Origin of the sequence: Bacteroides sp. 1001136B_160425_E2 (genome assembly GCF_015559655.1) — a bacterium.
Lineage (GTDB): Bacteria > Bacteroidota > Bacteroidia > Bacteroidales > Bacteroidaceae > Bacteroides > Bacteroides luhongzhouii.
This window is the reverse complement of record NZ_JADMQH010000015.1, coordinates 138204-155634: the sequence shown is the minus strand read 5'-3', so window position 1 is coordinate 155634 and position 17431 is coordinate 138204. Positions and strand designations below refer to the sequence as shown.

The following is a 17431-nucleotide window of genomic DNA, read 5'->3' as shown; positions in this document are numbered from 1 at the left end:
CTACACTATTTATACTTAATAATTTTAGCAGGAACCCCACCCACAATACAATTATCAGGAATGTCATCAATCACCACAGCTCCTGCAGCAATAGTTACATTACTACCAATTCTAACCGGACCAAGTATTGTCGCACCAGTTCCTACATAACAATTATCTCCCATAATAATTGTACCTTTTTCACCTGGCCTTTTTTTACCAAATAAAACTAGAGGCAATAAAGTACAATTATCTCCTCCCCTAACCATTATATCAACACGCCTAAATCCAGGATGCATTATTTGTAATCCTGCTCCCAAAGTATTTGGGAATATGCAGATATTCGTTTTTACTACATACCTTCTATACATGATAAAATAATAGCTATATTGCAAAAAATTATACCAATGCCTATTGTTTAAATAATATTCGTAATAACGTAGTAATCTTAGATATCGATGAATTATATAATTCTCACTATATGTTATTTTTTGTAGAAACGGATAACATAAAGGATTACGTTTTTTATCTTCTTCAAGATAACGTTTAAGTTCTAACCTACTTTGTATCATTGTGACTAAATGCATTAAAATAACCTTCTGCACAATGACGCATGGAGAAATTATTCTCAAAATATTCTTCTAAATGAATTCTATTAAAATACTTTTCATCATCAAATGCTCTTTTCAAAGTATAATAAAAGTCATCTGCATCAAAACTTTTAGAAACATATCCATTAGATTCACTATTGATTACATCAGGTATTCCACCTGCTGGTGTACATATTGGTATAACACCACAAGAGATCGCTTCCAATAATGAAATTGGGAGTCCCTCAAATAAAGATGATAACACAAAAAAATCAGCCTGTAACAGATAATCACCAACATTATTTTTTGCACCTAGCCAATATATTCCTTTTTGCGCATTATTGAGAATATGTATATTTTCTTCCGAATCATACGCTGTACCAATTAATATCAAAACACCATGATATCCCTCATTTAAGAAACGATTGAATGTATCTACCAACAACTTCTGATTCTTTGCTTTAGCACACCGAGCTACATGTACGAATATCTTATCGTCATCATGTATCTTTAGCTCATTCAACTCAATAGTCACTTTATCATAATCAGTTGTTCGCTGGAGTCTTGATCGCCCATTCACTATGTTTATAGCGTTATCCATATTGTATAGTTTCTTATATGAATCAAGACACAACTGCGAGATAGTCACCGGCTGCACTTTCTTTTTATAAAACCATTTATATATGAATTTTAGATTTTTATTGATTAGACATCTCTCAGCAAGATTATGTATAGTATGAAAATATCTTATACCAGGCAATAATATTGCGGGTAAAAATAATGTAATCAGATTTGCATGAGAATGTACTATATCAGGCTTTTCTTCTTTTATAATTTTCAAGATACGCCAAATTGATTTTACCCCTAATCCACTCTTACACTTTAGATTTATATATTTTATTCTAGAACTAATCTCATTCTTATAATATGAGTTTTCCAAAATTGAGTCATCATCTGTAGTACATAAGACTAATTCATTATTTCTAGATAATTCATTAGATAGGTCTATTACTAACCTTTCAGCTCCAGCAGCTGCAGTAGAATAATGCAGTTCCAATATTTTCATATTATTATATCACAAGTTATCAATAGATTAAACAAAAGGAAGTTATACGTCAATAACATCGTTATTCTATTAAATTCCGTTTGTACAAAAAGTATCACACTCCAATAGACTCTTTTAAAGCATCCAAATACCCATGTCCAAACTTCAAATCTGGTTCTACATAATTTCCCTCTGCCCATTCATTCCAAGATCTCAAAAATAGAATTTTATGTTCGTCCTGTTTCTTTGAAATTATCTCTAATGCTGTTTTTATATGTTCTTCAAAAAGAGCAGGAGTAGAATCAGTATAAATTACTGCACGACGCCCTCCTCGTGGTGACCTATCCCAATTAGGAATAATTGATGGATATACATCTTCCCGATAATCATAAGATGTATAAAAATTAGAAATAATATCACTATATTTATATTTATCAAGAGGGGTATAATTAGGAAAAACTTGACGTAACTTATGCTGAAGTAACTTACTCCAACGTCCCTTACATTGTTCCTCCGCATGCCACAAATTTGAAGGAGCTAATGCGTCAAAACCTAAATCAAAGATCTTTTGATACCTATTAACAGCTGCATTTTGGAGCCCGACAAAATGTATTCCTGACAGTCCATTTTTTTTTGCTAAATTCTGCCATATATTAATAAAGTGTTTTGCATCAGGTAAAGCTTCGGGATCGTATATCAAAAACATAGGTTTTCCATCCACAGCGATATATCTTTTATCCTTAAACGCAGGTAATACATTATCAAAATGCTGTACAATATCCTCATCACCAGGATATTCTTGTATCATCAAATCTAAATTCTTATATTTTTGGGCATCACTATTCCACGTCCTACGCGTCCAACTATGATTAGCCCATCCCAAACAAAATGGGAAATCAGGTTTTCCTGACGATAAAACTTCATTAAAAGGACGTTCAAGTATCTGCTTACCATTACCAAACCAATAATGCCAATACATAAACCCTTCTATACCCGCCTCACGTGCCATATCCGCTTGCGCTTCTCTAACCTCAGGCATCCTTAAATCATAGTAGCCTAAATCCGCAGGAACTCGTGGCTGATAATGTCCTTTAAACAAGGGTTTAGCTTTTCCTACATTTGTCCACTCCGTAAAACCCTTTCCCCACCATTCGTCATTTTCCTTAATTGGATGAAATTGAGGAAGGTAAAATGCAATGACTCTTGCCTTTGTAATCATATCTTATATATTAACACTTAATAAAATACAGTAAAATAGTAGTACATATATATTTCTAATAAACCAAATAGCTTACTCAAATCAATGTTTTCTACCTATAAATATTTTCGACTCCATTAATAATAGCGTATAGAAAATAATAAAATATTTCATATAACCATATTCTCCTGTAATAGCCGAATAAGCAATGTAATAAACAGCTAATGTAATCACAAACAATGTTACATTAACATTCTTATTCATTCTATATACACCCCTAAATAACCAAACAAATGTAATGACCCACACACACAAGCCTACTATACCACTATTACAAAGTACAACGAAAATAAGAGACTCGAAAGCTAATAAAACAGGGTGAAGATCATGAATGGACATGTAATAACCACACCATTCATATCCCTTTCCAAAAATTAAACAATCCTGTATTTCCCTGAAGCAACCATTCAGTTGCTCCATACGCATATCAATAGAAGAACCTTCCACATTCGTTTGGCGACTATCTTTAATAAAAATTGAATCTATCGTTGCTGATAATTCTGGTATATTTTCAATAATAATATAACCAATAAATCCTATAACAGCGACATATATCATCGGTTTAATTCGACGTAACATTAATAGATAAAAGAAAACAGTCAGAAACATGGCACCTATCGGAGTACGAATGCCACAAACAAAAATACAAACAACAATAAAAAACATCAATAAATATACAAATAATGGTTTTATTTTATCTTTCAAAGAATAAAGATATACCATTGCTAAGCCTAAAAATAGACCGAAAATCATAGGGTGAGTGAACACCGATGATATTTTGATAATAAGCCGAGCCATTTGCTCACCAAATTGAGCCTCACGCAATTCTGCATTATTAATCTGTGCCATAAAATAGACATATGGATTTAATCCATTCAAGGTCAACAAAAAAATTCCATATATAACGATGACAATAATTACAATAATCATACAGTTTCTACTATATCTAATGATTTTAGGATCATATCTAGACACATTCCACATAACTATTGGTAATACTAAATTAGTCATCATATTTGCACGCCATGAATTCAATGCAATATCTGTTGGAACAAACTCCTGAAAAGGCATTATAATAAGCATCATAGCATAGAAAAAAATAAATGGATAGAATGGACGTAAATCCAACCTAACTTTACCGTGATGTTTATAATAATCTATGACAAAAGCAATAAGAAGTAAAATATTCGCAAAATTCCAGCTCAGAGAAATCCCTAAAAAATTTATATTAAAATATGGAACCCAAAAAAAGTAAACGAGATACAAAACCAGGCCTATTCGCAACTTTACGAAAAAAGCCACAAGAATGATAATGGTTAACCAAGATTGAATAAATGCCATAGAGCGGATATTGTAATATAGGCTAAAATTAGTCCAAGCTTTTATATTTTGTAACTATTCTCTCTACTATAGCATCTGCTTCCTTTTCACTGATATCATTTATCATGGCTGTACTATCATAAATGCCATTTGCTTCAAATGCTCCTTGAAATTTATAACTATATGCTAACCCAAACAATGGTACTCCTGTATACATAGCTGCAAAATTAGCATGCATACGTGTGCCAATAAAAAACTTCATTTGAGATATAATAAACTTTATTTGGGGCGAAATCAAATCTTGATCAATAAGTATAATATTGCTCTTATCATGCAATTTAGAATAGACATCACGTGCAGCTTCCAAATCGTCATTTGCAACTTCTACTTTCTGATAATTATATGAATGAGGTATTAAATAAATCGCAATATTCTTCTGTTGGAAATCAACAATAAGTTTATTTATGAGATATGGATACGTAGAGAATTGCCCTGAAAGAGTTCTAAATTTATTGCTATAAGCCAATCCACTTATATTAATACCTATTGCATTAGCCTTAATTTCAATGTTAAAAGGTTCCGGTTTCATATAGTATGACAAATCCCTCGTTTGTTCATACTTCAATCCCATTGCCTCCAAATCAGAAGCATATTTATTATCACGAACAAAAATTTGACTAGCGTAACAAAGTATACGGTCAGCTATAACTTTATTCTTGCTCTCTCTAAATGGTCCTAATGTTTGAGGAAGAATAATAACAGGAATATTAAATTTCATTGCTAAATTGATATCAGGCAACCGATTGAGAAAAGAGGTAGTATTATAAATATCTGAAAAGCCATCTCCTCCATTAATTGCAGCAACGTACTCGACTTGCTTTATCATTCGTCCTAAATTAGTAAAAGGTAAACAAACATGCAAATATTTAAACAACAAAGCTTCTACAAAAAAAACATTAACCGTTAAACATTCCCATTTCACACCTGCTATATCAATCTTTTGAATATTAGTTCCCCTATTTTTTGATTTAAAAAGATTTTTCACAAAACGAAAATTTAGAATTTTCGTCTCCTTTGATAACAATTCTCTCTCATTCAAAAAAGAAAGTGAGCCATAGCTTAAAGCTGCTGTTCCTCTATTATTATCTCTAAAATTAAGTCCTGAAATGATAATATATGGTTTCATTGTATTTTTATTTAACAATTTTATAAACAATTCGAATTATAAGCATATGAAATCTAAGCATGAATGGAGATAATGTCATGATTTTCTTATATAATATATTATTCCCCATTTTTGATAATATATTATTAAACTTTTTTTCTAGCGATGCTTTATCTTTGGCCATTATAGTATGTCCTTGAGCTTCTATATAGTCTTCCACAGAAGAATCTATTAGCCGCAATAACGACTTATTTTTCATTTCTTCAATAAAAGCTAATCCCTTCTCTGTATTGATTAAAAACATTGTATGACCTATTTTGTCACTAATTTTATATTTTCCCAACCAAGGATCTGCTAATGATACATCCGCCTTATAGCTAATATCTTCTTTGCACATGAGGCAACGTTTGGGACGGAATAATTTTGACTGATGCATTAATCTCCAAGGATTAGTATAATTATTTTTATATATTTTTTTACCATCAAACAATTCTATTTGTATCCCACTTGGCCACCCATTTCCCCTATATTGCATATTAATCACCTGACTTTTATCAATACCCATATACCGATAACAAAGCCATGTTCCCTCAAGAGTAGTTTGTCCTGAACAACAGAATGATATAATAAAATTATTAATATTATTCCTATCCAACACGGACCGTATTCCTTGAACTTGACAAGGCATACAAGTCACTATAATACCATTTTTAATACTCGATATATTCTCCTTTAAAAAAGAGAATATATCGATATCTTGATAAACACTACCACAGATATTTATTTCATTAAAGTCATATATCAATTTTGGAATATAGCCGCACTTTTCTTTATCATAAACAAAAGTCATAGAGGTATCATATTCAGACGTTGAAAGGAGATATTTAATGATAGATGTTCCTATACCGCCCGAAGATGCTTTATAACGAATCAGGTCATCTGTTGAATATCCGATATAATAAGCTAATGCTTTATTTATATTAGAATTTTCTCTCATATCTCTTATTAAATTTATTCTTGATATATGTTATAAAAAACGTGCGTTCATCCTTAGAAATTCCACTGAAAAATATAAAGATACATGTAACTACCAATGACACTAAGGAAAGTATTATAAAACGTTCTAATCCTTGCGTCATGAAACTAATTATAATATATGGAGATATCAATGAAAACATAGAAACCAATATAACCCTTACTATAACATCCTTAAAAAATATTCGTATAGACAATCCTATAATCCTATGTAGCATTATTAAACGAACAACAAGGCAAAGAATAGAAATAAAAATAGTTGCATAATAACAATATGCTGGCTCAAATCCCATTTTAAAAAGACCATATGAAAGCGGAAATGCCATCAAAGCTAATCCTCCCACAATTATTTGGTAATTCCGTATGTTGCCAGTGGCTAACATTGCAGTAAATAAAGTATTTGAGAGAGATTGACATAACATATATATCATAGATAACTGTACAAAAATAACTGTATATTTTGGTGTATTTTTCAGCCAACATGCAAGGATATATTCTGTTTCGAAAAGAATGGGTATTACCATAATCAACAAAAGATAAAAAGAATAACGCGAACCAGTCATCACAAGTGTCATCATATATTCTCTATTTCCAGATGCATAAGATTTTGTTATTTGCGGATTAAGTGCCACAACAAAATTGCTTACAAACTGATTTAAAGCATTATCAACTTGTGTCGTAATTCCTCTAGCCGCATTAACTGCTACACCAAAGAATATATTTAAAAGAATATTAATTCCATAGTTAGTCAAAACGACCGATGAGGACCCAATTATATTCCAGCCAGAGAATCCTAAAATTTGTTTATAATAAAAACGTTCTTTTACTAATTTGAATTTACATTCAATAAAATTTTTCGAACAATATACCCCATAAACCATACGAATAGCTAAAGAAACCAGCAACATTAAAGCTCCATATATTATCAACTTATCAAAAGTGGATAATATCAATAGATAAACGATGAGTAATTTCAGGATAGACTCTATTAAAGTGATATAAGCAAAAGCAGCCATCCGTTCATGTGCAATTATAGTTGAATTATATGGGATGCTAATAATATTAACAACAAATGTTATTAATGAAAACTGAAACACCCAGTTAGCAGCCGTTAATCTTGATATAGGGATATTCATTTGATTATTCAAAAAATATACACCTACGCTCTCTGCAAGTACGATTATTACAAGTGCTATAATTATATGTATTAATACAGCTGTTGAGAAAATCTCCTGACTATGATTTTCATCTTTTTTTCCTAATTCATATGTAATGAAGCGTTGTGTAGACGATGTTAATGTAGCACTAATTAAAGCAAACATTCCAACAAATCCACCTACAACATTATAAATTCCAAAATCATTTATACCTAAAACTTCTAAAATCACACGTGAAGTATACAAACTTATGGCCATTGTAATAAATGTCCGAATATAAAGAAGTAATGTATTCTTCGCTATACGTTTAGAATTATTTTGTGTAATATTTTCAGTCAAAATAGAAATTTACCCGTTAATTATTAATGTTTATAGAAAACTTTAATAATTCATTTTACCAATATAAAAATGCTCTTATTAAAGAGATTTATCATCTCTGTCATTATCTTTTTGATAATCACCAGTTGTCACATTATCCATCCAGTTCTGATTATCCAAATACCATCTAACAGTTTTCTCTATCCCTTCTTCAAACTGCAAACTTGGCTCCCAACCTAATTCATTCTTCAATTTATTCGAATCGATTGCATAACGTAAATCATGTCCTTTACGATCTGTTACATAAGTAATCAAATGATCTGAAGTACCCTCGGAATTACCTAACAAACGATCAACAGTCTTTATGATAACTTTTATAAGATCAATATTCGTCCATTCATTAAAACCACCAATATTATAGGTATCAGCCGTGTTTCCGTTATGAAAAATCAAATCTATCGCCCTAGCATGGTCAACAACATATAACCAGTCTCTTACATTTTCCCCCTTACCATACACCGGCAAGGGTTTGCCCTGACGGATATTATTTATAAATAATGGGATCAATTTCTCCGGAAATTGATAAGGACCATAATTATTGGAGCAGTTTGTTACAATGGTAGGCATACCATAAGTATCATGAAAAGCCCTCACAAAATGATCACTACCTGCCTTGCTAGCTGAATAAGGACTATGGGGCTGGTATTTAGTCTCCTCCGTAAAGAATGTACCATCGAATTCCAAAGCACCATAAACCTCATCTGTGGAAATATGATAAAAACGCTTATCTTCATAACATTCAGGAAGTATCTCCCAAGTCAGTTTTGCAGCTTGGAGCAGAGAGAGAGTCCCCATCACATTCGTTTGAGCAAATGTAAACGGATCTTTTATACTACGATCTACATGACTTTCAGCAGCCAGATGAATAACTCCATCAATATGATACTGCTTGAAGATTTCTAGCATTTTCTCAAAGTCACAGATGTCGGCCTTTACAAAGGTATAATTAGGCTGATCTTCGACATCTTTCAGGTTGGCTAGATTACCGGCATAAGTCAGTTTATCCAGATTGATTATATGATATTCAGGATATTTATTGACGAACAAACGTACAACGTGCGATCCAATGAAGCCTGCTCCACCTGTAATCAGTATATTTCGTGCAAAATTCATGTCTATTTTAATAATCTAATTGTTGTTTCAATTCATGTATACATTTCTGCAGAGAGTCTTTCCAATAAGGAACAGTGATTCCAAAAGTAAATTTCACCTTTGTTTTATCAAGTACAGAAAAATGAGGACGCTTTACCTTACTGGGAAATTCATCGCTGTGACAAGGTTGAATATTACACACATTACCACTCAAGTCACAGATTTCCCTCGCAAAGTCATACCATGAACATACGCCTTCATTACTGAAATGGTAGATACCCTCTTTATAGAGTTGATTCTCCTCAATCACTTGATAGATAACAGATGCCAAGTCTCCGGCATAAGTGGGAGTACCAACCTGATCAAAGACTACTTTCAGGGTATCTTTATCAGATGTGAGCTGTCGCATCGTTTTTACGAAATTCTTCCCATAAGGGGAATAAAGCCAAGCGGTACGAAAGATAAGATAATGACAGCCGGTTTCCTGTATGCTATGCTCACCGGCCAGCTTCGTTTTACCATATACACCCAAAGGATTAGTTTCCCAATCTTCCCGATAAGGGACATTTCTGTCCCCCTGAAAAACATAATCAGTAGAGACATGCACTAAGGTAGCATCAGTTTCTTTAGCTACAACAGCCAGATTCTCCACTGCCTTATGATTCAATAAATCAGCTGTCGCGAAATCATCTTCTGCCTTGTCTACGTTGGTATAGGCAGCACAATTAACGATGACATGAATATGGTTGTCATTGACCATTCTACGGATAGAATCACGACTGGTTATATCCAGTTCTGCCACATCGGTAAAAATATATTGGTTGGAGCTGGTTGATGACACACGGCGCATCTCATTACCAAGCTGACCGTTAGCTCCTGTCACTAGAATATTCATTAAACTTAATACAGATTTTCGTTATAATCAAATAGCCAGCTGGCTTCTTCCAGACATTCGTGATGTTTGTCTTTCTCGGAAAGAATTATTTTATCGGTAGGAATCTTCCAGTCGATTTTCAATGCGGGATCATCCCAAGCTAAGGCACCTTCGCATTGGGGAGCATAGAAGTTGTCACATTTATACTGAAAGATAACCTCTTCCGTCAGAACAACAAAACCATGGGCAAATCCACGGGGAATAAAGAACTGGCGGTGGTTTTCTTCAGTCAACTCCACTGACACATGCGCTCCAAATGTTGGTGAGCCTTTACGAATATCAACAGCCACATCAAGGACAGAACCTTTAATGACACGTACCAACTTACTCTGGGCATATGGTGGCTTCTGAAAATGAAGACCACGTAAAACACCATAGCTGGATTTGCTTTCATTATCCTGGACAAAATCTACTTTACGGACTTTTTCTGCAAATTCACGTTGAGAGAAGGATTCGAAAAAGTAACCACGGTCATCTTTAAAAAGGCGGGGTTCAATGATAACAACGCCTTCTATAGCAGTTTTGATTATTTCCACTGTAATTAGTATTTGTTATTTATTTAAATTGCCGGAAAAGATGTGGTATTATTCCAGTCCCAGTTCATTTATTACTTTTAAAAGGTACTGGCCATATTGGTTCTTTAACATGGGCTTGGCCAGTTCACGCATTTTATCAGTTGTTATCCAGCCATGACGCAAGGCAATACCTTCAAGGCAGGCCACTTTCAATCCTTGACGTTTTTCAATCACTTCAATAAAAGTGCTGGCTTCGGAAAGAGAATCGTGTGTACCAGTATCAAGCCAGGCAAAACCACGACCTAATAGTTGAACTTTTAATTGTTGGTTATCAAGAAAATTCTGATTGACAGTCGTTATTTCTAATTCCCCACGGGGGGAAGGCTTTATATGTTTAGCTACATCCACCACTTTATTGGGGTAGAAATAGAGTCCCACTACAGCATAGTTGGATTTTGGATTTTCTGGTTTTTCTTCAATACTCAAAACATTTCCATCCTTATCAAAATCAGCAACTCCATAACGTTCGGGATCAGCAACCCAATAACCGAATACGGTTGCTTTCTGCTCCTCCTCGACTGTACGAACAGCTTCCTGTAACATACGGGTAAAACTTTGACCATAGAAAATATTATCACCTAATACTAGGCAGACGGAATCATTCCCGATAAAGTCTTCACCGATAATAAAGGCTTGTGCCAGACCATCCGGAGAAGGTTGTTCGGCATATTCAAACCGCACTCCGTAGTCGGAGCCATCACCTAAGAGACGCTCGAAGCCCGGAAGATCATAAGGAGTGGAAATAATCAGGATCTCACGGATTCCAGCCAACATAAGGACTGAAATCGGATAATAAATCATAGGCTTGTCAAAGACAGGAAGCAACTGCTTACTCACTCCTTTGGTAATAGGATACAAACGAGTGCCTGAACCACCAGCTAAAACTATTCCTTTCATAAAAACTTATTTCAATTTTAGAAAATAAGTAAGTTGTTTTGAGATAGACACAAAGTAGCTTTTATTCTGTGTTTATTTAAACGGCTCCACATACCCAACCGGCATATCCGCACAAGCACACCCCAGCATATTCAATCGGACAGCAATCTTACTTCTGCCATCTATCATGACAAGTTCTCCTACAAGCCCTGTCAAAGGCCCTTTGACAACACGTACTCTTTCACCACGTGCCAAAGGAGCACTATTCATACAGATTGCCTCTTCGGAATAGTCGAGCATAAAACGGAAACGGGCCATTTGTTCATCAGGAATAATAGTCGGACTGCTCTCACCGCGCATTACCATATACCGACTAACTGTAGAAAAGGAAAGAACCTCTTTACGTTCTTTAGGATCAGCATGCACAAAAACCATCATAGGAAGCAATACAGATTCAACCACTTTTCGGCGGTCACTCCATTGATGTACTTCTTGCTGGACTGGTACAAAATTTTCAATCCCCATTTTGTCTAAACGCTCGGCTACTTTCTTCTCATGATGCATACGAACCAGAGCGACATACCAGCGTTTAGAGTGTGCTACGCCTTCCCCTGTCCCAATTTTAGGCCCAGCACTTAAAGTTTCTTTCGTTAGAATCATACTTTTTTACCCCTTATGTTTCCGTTACTTCTTAGGTAACGGATAAGGTACTCATTCACAGAAAAACAGATGAAAGCAGAAAAACATGGACAGGAACTGCCTACAAAGATGTTTTTCTAACCTACGCGAAGGGAAAAGCATCTTTGGAAACAGAGTACAGGAATGTCAGGCATGATCAAACAGAATCATCATGTCCTGATATATTTTTGTTACATATTTCAACAAATCAGAAAAAAAAGAAGATTTTACTTGTTTACTATTTGTATTTTTGCATATCTTTGCACCGAATAATTATCCGTTACCTAAGAAGTAACAGACACATTTCGCCCTTGATTTCTAATACTTTATCGTTTATTATCTACCTAAACGAAAGTTCCTAATGTAAGATAAATTCCCTTTATTTACCTCTGTGCGTTCTCTTAGCTCAAACCCCTTCAAATAGATTTGCGTGGTTTTTATAGATTTATGTCCCAATGATTCACTAATCATTTCAATTGGAACTCCACGATACTTAGCTGTCGTTGCCCAAGAATGGCGGAGCGTGTAAGAAGAGACGGGAGAATTCAACCGCAGAGCTCTCGCCAAATCTTTCAAATGATTATTAAATCTCCGAAGAGCAGACTGATATTCACGGTATGCCCTTTCATCCCTCCGTTTCTTGTTACTGCAAAGTATATCAAACAGATAGTCAGGACAATCGGGAATGGGTTCCTTATTACTCCGGAGCTGATTAATCATTCCCTTGGCGGTGTCCAATATTTCGACGCTCATAGGAGTTTTCGTTTTGATTCGATTATAACGTAATACACTCTGATCTAAAGCTGATTTTTCCAAATGCGCTAAATCAACGAATGACATTCCACAAAACTGGAACATTAAGGCGGCAATTGTTTGGGTACGACGTAAACGCTCCGATTTAGGATCTTCATACAAAAGTTTGTGCAACTCACCGGCAGGCAAAGCTTTCTTCTGTCGGACATCCACACCTGTATAGACATCATGAAATAATCGGGGAACATAAGGAGCACTCCCCGCTTCTACTCCCCGATTGTAAATACTACGAAGCATACGCATATACGTAGAAATCGTATTAGGCTTCAAACCACACTCATAAAGATACTGGCCATAACGTCGTAAACGTTCTTTGGTGACCTGTCTGAACGACATATTCAACGTACCACAAAACTTACTGAAGGAATAAAGGGCATTCTTATAGACATGAGCCGTAGAATAGCGCCCCTCCTTTCGTAAACGATTGATGTAGTTCTCCCCACATCGACTAAATCCATTTTTATTCATCATTTGCATCACTAGTTATTTTATATATATATACTATTTGGCGAGCGACAAAAGAACAAATCTTTTTGCAGGTTCAATTTCACTTTCCAGATATTATTCCCTAATTAACATTCATTAATATTGCAAAAATTAACTAATTATGAGCAGTAAAAAATCTAAAAAAGGCAGTAAAAGCGACAAAGCAAAAAGAAATGTTCAAACAATGGAAAAAGCCCCTGAAAGGCATTCAAAGGAAGAAATCATCAGTGAAGAAGAGCTGGAAAACAGAATAGCAATCAGTGGAGATATCCGTCTTTATCTCACCATGCATTTGAGAATCTTTATCGATGGATATTTCCACCATCCTAAGAAAAAAAAGCTGATAAATCTAGCCCAATATATCTATGACCAAAAAGTATTATACATTCACAAGCATGGCGGATATAAGTTGATGGAACTTAGCAGTATACATGCTGAATTGGCAGCGTTGAAAAAGTCTGTCGAAGAAGAATATATGAAAGAGAAAAAGGAAAAAAGAGAACAGGCTGAAAAGCTTAAAAGCAAGTACTAAGAAAAAAATAATGGGACAGTTGAAATATATGGCTTACCTTCGCCGCCGTTTTCAACCGGTCGGAAAGCAACAAGAATTTCTCTCAAAAAATAGTGACGGTATGCTGTTGTCATAGCGTCACTATAATGAAAGGATAGTAACGCTATGACAACAGCATACCGTCACTATCCGACAGGGGATATTTACGTTTAAATAAAAACTTAATTTTTCAATCAAAAAACAAAAGAAAATGAGACAAAAAATCAAGAAAGGCAAGTTGGAAGCTTGCAAATTGGTATGGAAAAAACGTATTACTGCCGAAAAGGGGATTTCGGATAAATGTGCGGAGAGAATTGTACAAGAGTGCATTAAACTAATAGAACGCATGTTGTATGGAAATGCAATGATAGCTTTTCACAAACAGGATGGTACGTTCTGCCTGGAAAGGGGAACACTGGTAGGATATGAAAAATTCTTTCATAGAGAATTCAATATCACAGCAAAACAAGAGTCTATTGTCTATTGGAGTGAAGAACAAAAAGGATGGAGAAGATTCATGATCGGAAACCTGATGGAGTGGAAAGCGATTGTATAATTTATAATGAAAAATATTGAACTATGAATATGATTAATAAAGGGATACCTTACTTCCCGACACCGGCAAACTTTTTTGACGAAGAGGTTATGGAGTTATTAGAAGCTAAATTTGGAGTGTTAGCTTCTTATATGGTCATGAGATTGCTTTGCAAAATCTATAAAGAGGGATATTACATTTCTTGGGGAAAAGAGCAAAACCTGATTTTCGTCCGCAAAGTAGGCGGCGGGATTAAAGAGGATATGATGGAAAAAATTGTCGACCTGTTATTGGAAAAAGGATTTTTCCATAAGGAAACATACGAGAAACACGGTATACTCACTTCGGAACAGATTCAAGGAGTGTGGTTCGAAGCTACGACACGAAGAAAAATAGATTTCTCACAACTACCTTATTTATTAGAGGCCAAACAGAGAAAAAGGATACACAAGGATGAGTTGAACAAGGAAAATGCTAACATTTTTCCAACTCAAGAGGAGGTGAGTTCAGAAAATGCAGACATTTCTCGACAAACTAAACTAAAGGAAACTAAACTAAATACTGAAGAAGAAGAAATAAGCGATGCTTCGTTTGAAATTCCGGAGTACGCTTACAATCAGGCCACACACAACATGAACGGACTGATAGAAAGTCTGGAACACCACAAAGTGACTAATTCGGAAGAGAAGCAGGCAATTCTCCGGCTATCGGATTATGGCAAGAAAGGCACCCTGGTGTGGAGACTACTCTCCAACACGACCTGGAGCAAAATAGGAGCACCGGGAAAATACATCATTGCGGCGTTAGCTAGCGGACGGAAATAAACCGACTGATAAAAAGCTGATAAAAAAGGTACGAAAAATCTGTGCTTTTCACAAATTCTTCGTACCTTTACGCTCCGGTAAAACAAGTTCTATCCACATAAAAGATAACAAAATGGAAAACAGAAGTTTAGTAACCATTGCCGAACATTCTAAAGAAAAAATCCTCTACATGCTCGAAATGGCGAAGCAGTTTGAAATGAACCCTAATCGCCGGTTATTACAAGGAAAGGTAGTAGCAACCCTGTTCTTCGAACCTTCCACCCGTACCCGCTTGAGTTTTGAAACAGCTGCCAACCGTCTGGGTGCACGAGTAATCGGATTTTCGGACCCCAAGGCTACCAGCTCTTCCAAAGGGGAAACACTTAAAGACACGATCATGATGGTGAGCAACTATGCAGATATTATCGTCATGCGACACTATCTCGAAGGAGCTGCACGGTATGCAAGCGAAGTGGCACCGGTGCCCATTGTCAACGCTGGTGACGGAGCCAACCAACACCCGTCACAGACGATGCTCGATCTTTACTCTATCTACAAGACGCAAGGAACGCTGGAAAATCTGAATATTTTCCTGGTGGGTGACTTGAAATACGGCCGCACCGTACATTCATTGCTGATGGCTATGCGCCACTTCAATCCGACTTTCCACTTCATCGCTCCCGAGGAATTGAAAATGCCGGAAGAATACAAACTTTACTGTAAAACGCACCAAATAAAATACGTTGAACATACGGACTTTTCCGAAGAGGTTATCGCTGACGCCGATATTCTGTATATGACCCGTGTACAACGCGAACGTTTCACTGATCTGATGGAATATGAACGGGTGAAGAATGTATATATTCTACGTAACAAAATGTTGGAGAATACACGTCCGAACCTGCGTATCCTGCACCCGCTTCCCCGTGTCAACGAAATTGCTTACGATGTGGATGACAACCCGAAAGCATATTATTTCCAACAGGCGCAAAACGGTCTGTATGCCCGCGAAGCAATTCTTTGCGATGTATTAGGTATCACATTAGATGACGTTAAAAACGATATTTTATTATGAGCGAAAATAAACAAGCATTGCAAGTAGCTGCCCTGAAAAACGGGACAGTGATTGACCATATCCCATCTGAAAAGCTCTTCACCGTAGTGCAACTGCTCGGTGTGGAACAAATGACAAGCAATATCACAATCGGATTCAACCTCGACAGCAAGAAACTGGGCAAAAAAGGAATCATCAAAATCGCAGATAAATTCTTTTGTGACGAAGAGATCAACCGTATTTCGGTAGTGGCACCGCACGTCAAACTGAACATTATCCGCGATTACGAGGTAGTGGAAAAGAAAGAGGTAAAAATGCCGGATACACTTCATGGCATCGTGAAATGTGCCAATCCGAAATGTATCACCAACAATGAACCGATGAACACCATCTTTCATGTGATAGATAAGGATAATTGCATCGTGAAATGCCATTATTGCGAGAAAGAGCAGAAACGTGAAGAGATTACGATCATTTAAATTAGACAATCATTTAAATGATCGTCTAATCGTAAATTTAAAATATGAAACAGGACTGGAAACCAGGAACGATGATTTATCCGCTGCCGGCTGTACTGGTCAGTTGCGGAAAGGAAGAAAGCGAATATAATATTATCACTGTAGCATGGACGGGTACGATTTGCACGAACCCGCCTATGTGTTATATATCCGTACGTCCGGAACGCCATTCTTATGATATTATCAAAAAGAACATGGAGTTTGTCATCAACCTGACAACCAAAGACATGGCTTTTGCCACCGACTGGTGCGGAGTTCGTTCGGGACGTGATTATCATAAATTCGAAGAGATGAAACTGACACCCGGACAGTGTACGGTGGTCAGCGCACCGCTGATTGAGGAATCACCTCTTTGCATTGAATGTCGTGTAAAAGAAATCATCTCTCTTGGTTCACACGATATGTTTATTGCCAATGTGGTAAATGTGCGTGCCGACGACCGGAACCTGAACCCCGAAACCGGAAAGCTGGAACTGGCAGAAGCCAATCCGCTGGTATATGTGCACGGAGGATATTACAATTTAGGAGAGAAAATAGGTAAGTTCGGCTGGAGTGTAGAAAAGAAAAAATCATAAAAGGAACGACACTGT

Annotated in this window: 19 protein-coding genes; 6 read left to right on the top strand and 13 right to left on the bottom strand. The window is 35.9% G+C overall.

Features of this window, described 5'->3' with window-relative positions:
* Positions 1–5: 5 nt before the first annotated feature.
* The 13 genes from I2I04_RS16150 to I2I04_RS16090 all read right to left on the bottom strand — a co-directional run bounded on the left by I2I04_RS16150 (position 6) and on the right by I2I04_RS16090 (position 13372).
* Positions 6–551, bottom strand: coding sequence for a serine O-acetyltransferase (locus I2I04_RS16150; protein ID WP_015531046.1), 546 nt, complete (start codon positions 549–551; stop codon positions 6–8).
* Positions 538–1635 (bottom strand): glycosyltransferase, encoded by a 1098-nt coding sequence (locus tag I2I04_RS16145; RefSeq protein ID WP_195655439.1) that lies wholly within the window; start codon positions 1633–1635, stop codon positions 538–540. The genes I2I04_RS16150 and I2I04_RS16145 overlap by 14 nt, the downstream gene beginning before the upstream one ends.
* A 94-nt stretch (positions 1636–1729) precedes the next feature.
* A complete protein-coding gene (locus tag I2I04_RS16140; RefSeq protein ID WP_195655438.1) occupies positions 1730–2833 on the bottom strand; it encodes a glycoside hydrolase family 99-like domain-containing protein in 1104 nt (367 codons plus the stop codon).
* A gap of 81 nt (positions 2834–2914) precedes the next feature.
* On the bottom strand, positions 2915–4213 hold the full coding sequence (locus I2I04_RS16135; RefSeq protein WP_195655437.1) for a hypothetical protein: 1299 nt from the start codon (positions 4211–4213) through the stop codon (positions 2915–2917).
* 28 nt (positions 4214–4241) lie between these two features.
* Positions 4242–5378: a polysaccharide pyruvyl transferase family protein gene (locus I2I04_RS16130; RefSeq protein ID WP_195655436.1), complete on the bottom strand. Its 1137-nt coding sequence runs from the start codon at positions 5376–5378 to the stop codon at positions 4242–4244.
* A gap of 7 nt (positions 5379–5385) precedes the next feature.
* Positions 5386–6354 carry a Coenzyme F420 hydrogenase/dehydrogenase, beta subunit C-terminal domain gene (locus I2I04_RS16125; RefSeq protein WP_004303675.1) on the bottom strand — a complete coding sequence of 323 codons (969 nt, stop codon included), beginning with the start codon at positions 6352–6354 and terminating at the stop codon, positions 5386–5388.
* Positions 6338–7888, bottom strand: coding sequence for an oligosaccharide flippase family protein (locus I2I04_RS16120; protein ID WP_195655435.1), 1551 nt, complete (start codon positions 7886–7888; stop codon positions 6338–6340). The genes I2I04_RS16125 and I2I04_RS16120 overlap by 17 nt, the downstream gene beginning before the upstream one ends.
* 78 nt (positions 7889–7966) lie before the next feature.
* Positions 7967–9040, bottom strand: a complete 1074-nt coding sequence (gene rfbB, locus I2I04_RS16115) for a dTDP-glucose 4,6-dehydratase (protein ID WP_195655434.1) — start codon at positions 9038–9040, stop codon at positions 7967–7969.
* A 7-nt stretch (positions 9041–9047) separates the two neighbouring features.
* Positions 9048–9914: a dTDP-4-dehydrorhamnose reductase gene (rfbD, locus tag I2I04_RS16110; protein WP_195655433.1), complete on the bottom strand. Its 867-nt coding sequence runs from the start codon at positions 9912–9914 to the stop codon at positions 9048–9050.
* Between the two features lie 5 nt (positions 9915–9919).
* Positions 9920–10489 (bottom strand): dTDP-4-dehydrorhamnose 3,5-epimerase, encoded by a 570-nt coding sequence (gene rfbC / locus I2I04_RS16105; protein WP_195471937.1) that lies wholly within the window; start codon positions 10487–10489, stop codon positions 9920–9922.
* Between the two features lie 48 nt (positions 10490–10537).
* Complete coding sequence (gene rfbA / locus I2I04_RS16100) at positions 10538–11425, bottom strand: glucose-1-phosphate thymidylyltransferase RfbA (RefSeq protein WP_195655432.1); 888 nt, start codon at positions 11423–11425, stop codon at positions 10538–10540.
* Between the two features lie 72 nt (positions 11426–11497).
* A complete protein-coding gene (locus tag I2I04_RS16095; protein ID WP_195655431.1) occupies positions 11498–12064 on the bottom strand; it encodes a UpxY family transcription antiterminator in 567 nt (188 codons plus the stop codon).
* A 354-nt stretch (positions 12065–12418) separates the two neighbouring features.
* Positions 12419–13372, bottom strand: coding sequence for a tyrosine-type DNA invertase cluster 3b (locus I2I04_RS16090; protein ID WP_195655430.1), 954 nt, complete (start codon positions 13370–13372; stop codon positions 12419–12421).
* A gap of 130 nt (positions 13373–13502) precedes the next feature.
* Here I2I04_RS16090 and I2I04_RS16085 point away from each other — a divergent pair, with 130 nt between their 5' ends.
* From I2I04_RS16085 to I2I04_RS16060, 6 genes are all read left to right on the top strand, one after another.
* Positions 13503–13913 carry a DUF4119 family protein gene (locus tag I2I04_RS16085; RefSeq protein ID WP_143258632.1) on the top strand — a complete coding sequence of 137 codons (411 nt, stop codon included), beginning with the start codon at positions 13503–13505 and terminating at the stop codon, positions 13911–13913.
* Positions 13914–14142: 229 nt separating this feature from the next.
* Positions 14143–14487, top strand: a complete 345-nt coding sequence (locus tag I2I04_RS16080; protein WP_143258633.1) for an SH3 beta-barrel fold-containing protein — start codon at positions 14143–14145, stop codon at positions 14485–14487.
* 23 nt (positions 14488–14510) lie between these two features.
* On the top strand, positions 14511–15290 hold the full coding sequence (locus I2I04_RS16075; protein ID WP_195655429.1) for a DUF4373 domain-containing protein: 780 nt from the start codon (positions 14511–14513) through the stop codon (positions 15288–15290).
* 112 nt (positions 15291–15402) lie between these two features.
* On the top strand, positions 15403–16344 hold the full coding sequence (pyrB, locus tag I2I04_RS16070; protein WP_143258635.1) for an aspartate carbamoyltransferase: 942 nt from the start codon (positions 15403–15405) through the stop codon (positions 16342–16344).
* Entirely contained in the window at positions 16341–16802 is a 462-nt protein-coding gene (gene pyrI, locus I2I04_RS16065) for an aspartate carbamoyltransferase regulatory subunit (RefSeq protein WP_143258636.1), read from the top strand. The genes pyrB and pyrI overlap by 4 nt, the downstream gene beginning before the upstream one ends.
* 44 nt (positions 16803–16846) lie before the next feature.
* On the top strand, positions 16847–17416 hold the full coding sequence (locus I2I04_RS16060; RefSeq protein WP_143258637.1) for a flavin reductase family protein: 570 nt from the start codon (positions 16847–16849) through the stop codon (positions 17414–17416).
* The last annotated feature ends 15 nt before the right edge of the window (positions 17417–17431 follow it).